Source organism: Paenibacillus sp. 2TAB26 (assembly GCF_052115145.1).
In the GTDB taxonomy this organism is placed as follows: domain Bacteria; phylum Bacillota; class Bacilli; order Paenibacillales; family Paenibacillaceae; genus Pristimantibacillus.
Window position 1 is genome coordinate 1 of the sequence record NZ_JBFRGC010000068.1, and the last position, 2300, is coordinate 2300.

4 protein-coding genes are annotated in these 2300 nt (G+C 36.6%); all 4 read right to left on the reverse strand.

Annotation, left to right across the window (positions count from 1 at the left end; all coding sequences use genetic code 11):
• Positions 1–187: 187 nt before the first annotated feature.
• A complete protein-coding gene (locus AB4Z50_RS35775) occupies positions 188–703 on the reverse strand; it encodes an NUDIX domain-containing protein (RefSeq protein ID WP_441887241.1) in 516 nt (171 codons plus the stop codon).
• Between the two features lie 134 nt (positions 704–837).
• Complete coding sequence (locus tag AB4Z50_RS35780; protein ID WP_441887243.1) at positions 838–1320, reverse strand: hypothetical protein; 483 nt, start codon at positions 1318–1320, stop codon at positions 838–840.
• Between the two features lie 60 nt (positions 1321–1380).
• The gene (locus AB4Z50_RS35785; RefSeq protein ID WP_441887245.1) at positions 1381–1629 is read right to left on the reverse strand and encodes a CPCC family cysteine-rich protein; all 249 of its coding nucleotides are present in this window, start codon (positions 1627–1629) and stop codon (positions 1381–1383) included.
• A 180-nt stretch (positions 1630–1809) separates the two neighbouring features.
• Positions 1810–2058, reverse strand: coding sequence for a hypothetical protein (locus AB4Z50_RS35790; RefSeq protein WP_441887247.1), 249 nt, complete (start codon positions 2056–2058; stop codon positions 1810–1812).
• Positions 2059–2300 lie beyond the last annotated feature (242 nt).

A 2300-nucleotide genomic window follows, 5' to 3' on the forward strand; every position in this document is an offset into this window, starting at 1 on the left:
TTTAAGCGGATCGTCCATCCGTTTGTTTGCTGTTCCTATTTATCAGTCTTGCATCAAAAAAATAAACGGCACAGGGCTTTTCCCATGCCGTTTCAGATTCACTTTCTATTTACGATCTTGTCTCGGAGATTAACTTAATGACATTGGCCACGTGGCAGCCCTTTTAGTCTTCAACTATCGTTACCCGTTAGCTTAATGCTACCTTGAGATTTTCCCAATCTTCTAGTAATGCCCAGGTTATTTCGGGCTCACTTTCAACTGATTTCATCGTACCCACATAAACATCGGATGAATGTTTATTCTTAGAATAATGCTCGATTATGTATTTCGTTGTGGCAGTTACATTTAATTTATCAACTAAGCCTATATCAACCCATAAGAGCTTACCTTCTTCACTCTCGCGTACAGCTATGTGCTTTGCATTTGAAAAATATACATATTGAATTCTTATTTCTGTTTCTTTAATCCGTAAAATTATGTATCTAAGTTCCAATCCTGTAAGGTCGTCGGTTGTCAGCCCAGTTTCTTCCTCAACTTCCCTCAAACATGCTTCACTCGGATTATTAATTTCATGTTTCTCTAGGTGCCCTCCAATTGGTACAACCATACCTGAAACAAAACTTGCGTTTTTTGGTTTCTCCATCATCAACAACTTATCGCCATGAATGAGAAAAGCTGCTGACATTTGCCTAAGAATAATCATTTAACCCCTCCCCCAACACAACATATTCCATATGGAGACTAAATTATCCTGCCAATTAGTTGAGCGAAGAGCTGCCACAAGGCAGCCCTTCGGCATTGAACTATCGTTCCCAGTTAGCTTAACAACTTGTTCCTCTAATTTCTCAATTCGTACAAAAAGACATTAAGTGAATTTACTTTTGTATTTTCCACGGTTTGCTCATCTTCATCTGTCACTTCCCCAAAAGGAATACCATCATGATACGGATATTTTAAAAACTCATTTATTATCGAATCAATGTTTTCCACTGTTTCAATTTCACATTTAAAAGGTAGTTTGCTATGGATGTTTGAAATAAGATTAAAGCGTAACCTTCCAGATTGCCAATCAAACCATACATAAAAAAGCATACCATGATTACAGTCTGCTTTAGTCATTTGTTCAGCTCTATTAGTAATTACATTACAAAAGAAGTTTCTTATCTCCCCAAATGTAAACTCACTAGCTAACTGTTGATTCATCGATATTGACCATGTGTTATGTGAAATTTCTTCTTCTAAGTCATCGATATCATTTCCAATGAACATCTTATCTTCTATAATTTCATCAAGTTCCTCTAGAAACTCCTCTTTGTTCATGACGCCAGCACCTTTTTATTATGCTTAATTAGCTCTCATCGCCCTTCAGTGAAACGAATGTTACTTCTCAGGAAGTGGTTTCCACTTCTCATCACGTTTATCGTTAGCGGTTGGCTTGCGATTAACACGTCCTAGTAAAAAAGCTTTTTGATATTGCCTTAATGACTGAGTATTTGCTCCCCCCTCATAATCGTGGTCGTTATATTGAATACCATCATCTTCCCAAAAACAAATATCACAGATGTCATAGGTGCCTGGTGGCTCATAGTCCAGAGTATTATAACCACAGCAAGGACATGTGTACTTCATATTTATTGCCCCCATTAAACCTAATTTACTAAGTTCAGAAACTTAAAATATTCGCGATATGATTAAACTATCCTGCCCTTTAGCTCAATAAAATGAGCAGGCCACCGCAGCGCATGCTCATTAATGTGTGTTATTCGACTATAGTTCCCCGTTAGTTCATGAAGAATCGTCAGCCTTTCTCTATTCCTTTACTTCAACTAACCCTTCATCATCACCAATGATTTCAAGCACTGGCTTTTCAAATGCTTTCAATATTGAATTATTTAGCCTCCATTCTAAATCTTCTTTACTCTCACCACTAAGTACATTTTTACCCCAAATCCATGAAGTAGGTATGTCATTCTCATAATAAACTTCACATACATCATATGAAACCAAACCATTTTCCCAATCCTTTTTTAAAACTCTATAATTCCAAAATTTATTCATCTTCGTTCTCCTTCAAGGATAATTTCAATAAAACGCCTCTTTAACTAACCTCCCTCTATGGAGAATCATTTTTCTCTTAAATGCTCATGTTTTCTTAGGTTTTGAACGATTTCCTTTCGTACAAGACAACCTTTAAATGGAACAAGATTGTAGATAGTGTAAAATATGGGGCGAAGAATGTACAAAAAGCCTCTCCACTCAGACCACTCGTTTAAAAAAGTGGACTTTGGGAAGATTTATGG